This window comes from Candidatus Poribacteria bacterium (assembly GCA_021295755.1).
GTDB lineage: Bacteria > Poribacteria > WGA-4E > WGA-4E > PCPOR2b > PCPOR2b.
In genome coordinates, this window is record JAGWBT010000204.1 from 1,357 (window position 1) to 5,032 (window position 3,676).

5 protein-coding genes are annotated in these 3,676 nt (G+C 51.6%); 1 reads left to right on the forward strand and 4 read right to left on the reverse strand.

Features of this window, described 5'->3' with window-relative positions; genetic code table 11:
- From J4G02_21630 to J4G02_21645, 4 genes are all read right to left on the reverse strand, one after another.
- Positions 1–305, reverse strand: a 305-nt coding sequence (locus tag J4G02_21630) for a sulfatase-like hydrolase/transferase (protein MCE2397121.1), incomplete at its 3' end; no start/stop codon positions are given.
- A 14-nt stretch (positions 306–319) separates the two neighbouring features.
- The gene (locus J4G02_21635; protein ID MCE2397122.1) at positions 320–1,318 is read right to left on the reverse strand and encodes an amidohydrolase family protein; all 999 of its coding nucleotides are present in this window, start codon (positions 1,316–1,318) and stop codon (positions 320–322) included.
- A gap of 13 nt (positions 1,319–1,331) precedes the next feature.
- On the reverse strand, positions 1,332–2,288 hold the full coding sequence (locus J4G02_21640) for a dihydrodipicolinate synthase family protein (GenBank protein ID MCE2397123.1): 957 nt from the start codon (positions 2,286–2,288) through the stop codon (positions 1,332–1,334).
- A gap of 103 nt (positions 2,289–2,391) precedes the next feature.
- A complete protein-coding gene (locus J4G02_21645) occupies positions 2,392–3,198 on the reverse strand; it encodes a phytanoyl-CoA dioxygenase family protein (GenBank protein MCE2397124.1) in 807 nt (268 codons plus the stop codon).
- Between the two features lie 167 nt (positions 3,199–3,365).
- Here J4G02_21645 and J4G02_21650 point away from each other — a divergent pair.
- A partial coding sequence (locus J4G02_21650; GenBank protein ID MCE2397125.1) for a hypothetical protein occupies positions 3,366–3,676 on the forward strand: 311 nt, incomplete at its 3' end.

The following is a 3,676-nucleotide window of genomic DNA, read 5'->3' on the forward strand; positions in this document are numbered from 1 at the left end:
GTTGTGTAGCCGCCTGCCTGCATGGACTCGAAAACCGTGCGCTGCTCGTGGGAAGTCTCTTTGAGCAGGTTATCCATATTGTAGGAGTTGTAAATCACCTGATGCCGGTGTGGATAGACGCCAGTCCACATGGTGGCGCGTACCGGGGTACAGACGGGCCATGGGGTGAAACTGTTTGTGCAGTTCGCACCGCCAGCCGCCAATCGGTCTACGTTCGGTGTAGAAACGAACTTGTTGCCGTTACAACCCAAACTGTCCCAACGTTGTTGGTCAGTCATAAGCAAGATAATGTTGGGTCTTGTCATTCAAAATTCTCCTGTTAGGAATTAACATTGAAAAGTTTCGCCGCATTGTTCCAGAAAATATCTTCCACTGCACTGTCGCTGAGTCGCTCGGACCAGCATGCCCATTTGAGAGACCGCAGATGTTCTAGCCCGACCAGCACCGGCTTGATTGTCGTGTGCTTCTCAACCCACACAGGCGATTCGTCACCAAGCCAGAGAAAAGTATCCGCGATACCGACCGATTTGCCGTGCCCGTGGCTTGCCATGAGATCCGAGCCGTACATCAGTTTCTCGTGTCCCAAGATGCGGATAATTGATTGATGTGCCATCTGTTCACAATTGGCGCTTGTGTCAAAATAGAGATTGTCCAGTCCCCTCAGTTGGGGAAGCCCCTCTAGATTGTGTGATGGTTGAAACCCTCGTGCTGAATGCGCGAGAATGAGTTTCATATTCGGATAGTGTTCACAGTAGTGGCGAATCCATTTGATATTGCCCGGGTCTGCCACAGCGCGAGACCTTACCATGTGGAGGGTAATCACCCACTCCTCTTCATCTGCAACTTTGATGAACTTCTCAGGCAGAAAATCGGGAATCTGTGCCTCCCAAGTCGGTTTCACGTCCGCGTAGGTATGGTAGCACTTAAGCCCGGCGGCACCAAGCCGCTTGACCTCCTCCCGAACCCATTCCGGATCATCGTCCGGCGCGACGAAAAACAGACATCGAAAGTCGGGATGGGCTGCGGCTTGCGATGCCGTCCATTGATTGGCTTGAGCTAGTTGCGCCGGCTGCGGTGGAAACGGGATAAACAGTGCCGCCATCCGACGACCGGGATGCAAATCTTCCATCAGTTCCAAATACATATCGAAGCCGACCGTATGAAATGCCGCAAGTGAGTCGGGGAGTACGAAGGCACCGCGCTGCCATACATGACAGTGAGCATCGAACACCGAGTCAGGAACAAACGAAGCCAGCTCGCGCTCGAAAAATTCTCTATCTTCGGTCTGAGACAGCCCCTTCTGGGCTTTTTGACTCATGGAATTATTCCTCTCATGCGGGTGGACTTGGCGGGTGCTTAGTGTAGCAAGGCATCAATGGACGCAACAATTCGGTGAGTTCGTCCTCTTCGTCTGGGGTGAGTTCTGTGAGTCCAACCTCCGACCTCACGGACGCGCATCGTGCCGATGCGAAGATACTGCACCGCTTCATGATAACCTTGTTGTTGAATTGTCCTTTGATGTATCCTCTGAAGTGTTGCAGTGCGGCAATATGTGCATCGACGCGCCGTGCCTTAGCAGTATCACCTGCTTCCATGGCGTTGATTACCGCCATGAACGGTTCGACGACGTCCGCAGATGCCATGAACAGCCGCGCACCGGCGAGGTAGCCGAGCACAAGCGGGGAACCAACCATGATCCGCAAATAATCATCACCACCCGGCAGACTTAAAATCTCCGAAACCCGTTCCACTGCACCTAGGGGTGCTTCTTCCTTCAGGTAGCGGGTATTTGGTGATTCAGCCGGAAGTTTGGCAAGTTGTTGGGTAGATAGAACCGTGTCGCCGGCACCCCCGACCGAATGGACGAGATTGGGAACCGATACCGAATCAGCCACCGCTTTAACACACGACACGATATCCGCTTCCCGTCGTATCCAAGGGGGTATAACGACTGCAATCATGTCTGCCCCCATCTTTTCAGCGCGTTGGGCTGCCGTAATGCTATCAGGAATGGATATAGCAGCAACAGCAGCGCAGACCGGCACCCGTCCCGAACAGATTTCAAGGGTAATCTCCAAACACCGGATACGCTCAACTTCGCTCAGTGTCCACGTTTCACAGCCACGCATGCCCGGAATCGCAAGGCAGGTTCCAACATCCACAACGTACTCGACTTGGCGGACATAGGATGCAAAATCGACTCGATCATTTTCAAGCAGCGGAGTTTTCAGAAGCGTGGCGACTCCCTGGGGCGCGAGTTGGGGATCGAACAGGTCAAACTGAGCCATTACTTATTTTCCTCAATTCTTCTGGATAAAGGGTTGTCGTTTAGTGGATAGAGTATATCATATTTCCTCGAATTGCGACAGCAAGCATTTCATTGGGACAAACTTAGGTTGTGCTGCTGCGATCCTGTCTGACGATCTCTTTCACATGATAATATGGAGCAGTCTCTATCAGTTCCAGCGTCTCCGGCGATAATCGGGCTTTGATATCTTCGGAAAACGTATTCAAGGGGAGCATATGTTGCGGTCTATATCGCAGGATCAGGAAGCGGCGATCTCTGTCCTCGGGTTTCCAGATTAAGACACCGTGGGTGAGCAGCTCCGTGATGACTACCACGTCCCCAGCGCGCGGCGTGATATTGACGACAGCCGGATGGGGTTGGGGATCAGTATCTTCGGTGTTGGGAACGAAAAAATCTTCGGGGCGCCTAAACTCGCTTTTGTGAGAACCCGGAACAACAACTAGACCTCCGTCCCCAGGGAATACATCGGTGAGGTAGAAGAAGAACACTAAATCATCACAGTAGATACGTCCATCCTGACAAAAATAACGCGGCCACTCCAGAGAGCTATCTTCTTCTCGACGGGAGTGCAACTCGAAAAAACGACGCTGTTCGTGGGTATTAACGCGCAGAGAACCGCCGACAAGTTGAGGCTTATTGTTGGTTAATTCTTTGATAATTGGCCAGGTCGTTGGGTGCATGGCCAGTAACTCTAGCGCCCTGTCGAACGCAAAGCCGTGTGTATAGTTTCCCTGATCGGCGTCAAACCCTGCTGGCAAAGCATCGAGCGGGGTATGAATATAGCGGTCGGCTGCCTCTTGGGCATTGTGCAGTTCTTTGGTGTTAAGGACGTTTGTCAGGTGCAGGTATCCGGTTAAATCGAAAAAGTAACGCTGTTCAGATGTCATCATAGGGGTTCCTTCAACGATGGGATGCAATTCCAAAAATGTTAACAGAGAGTTGTTTGTTGACAGCTAATCGCTTCTGGCGTATAATTGGTCTTCCTCTCCTGTAAATCTCTGCCAGTTTTTCCGGCAAGTCGATATACAATTCAGACGCTTATCATTGGAGTAAGATTATGGGAACTCATGGAATTTCAAGCGACAATCTGAAGTCTGCTCTCACACATCTTTCTGAACACGGATACGCCGTAATTGAAGGTGTACTCAGCGAGGGGGAAATCCGGCACTATCGGGGGCTTGTAGAGGAGCTTTTTGAACGAGAACGACAACACCCCTTTGAGCCGGAAGACGGACCCGCATTGCCAGAGGATACTGAAATGGAAGCGTATCTGAAAGAAAGCTATCAAATCAGCGAAGCGGAACAGGCTCGACTCATGCGGCGCATCCGCCATTCACGCGCACAAAATCAAGGTACACCGTGGCCCGT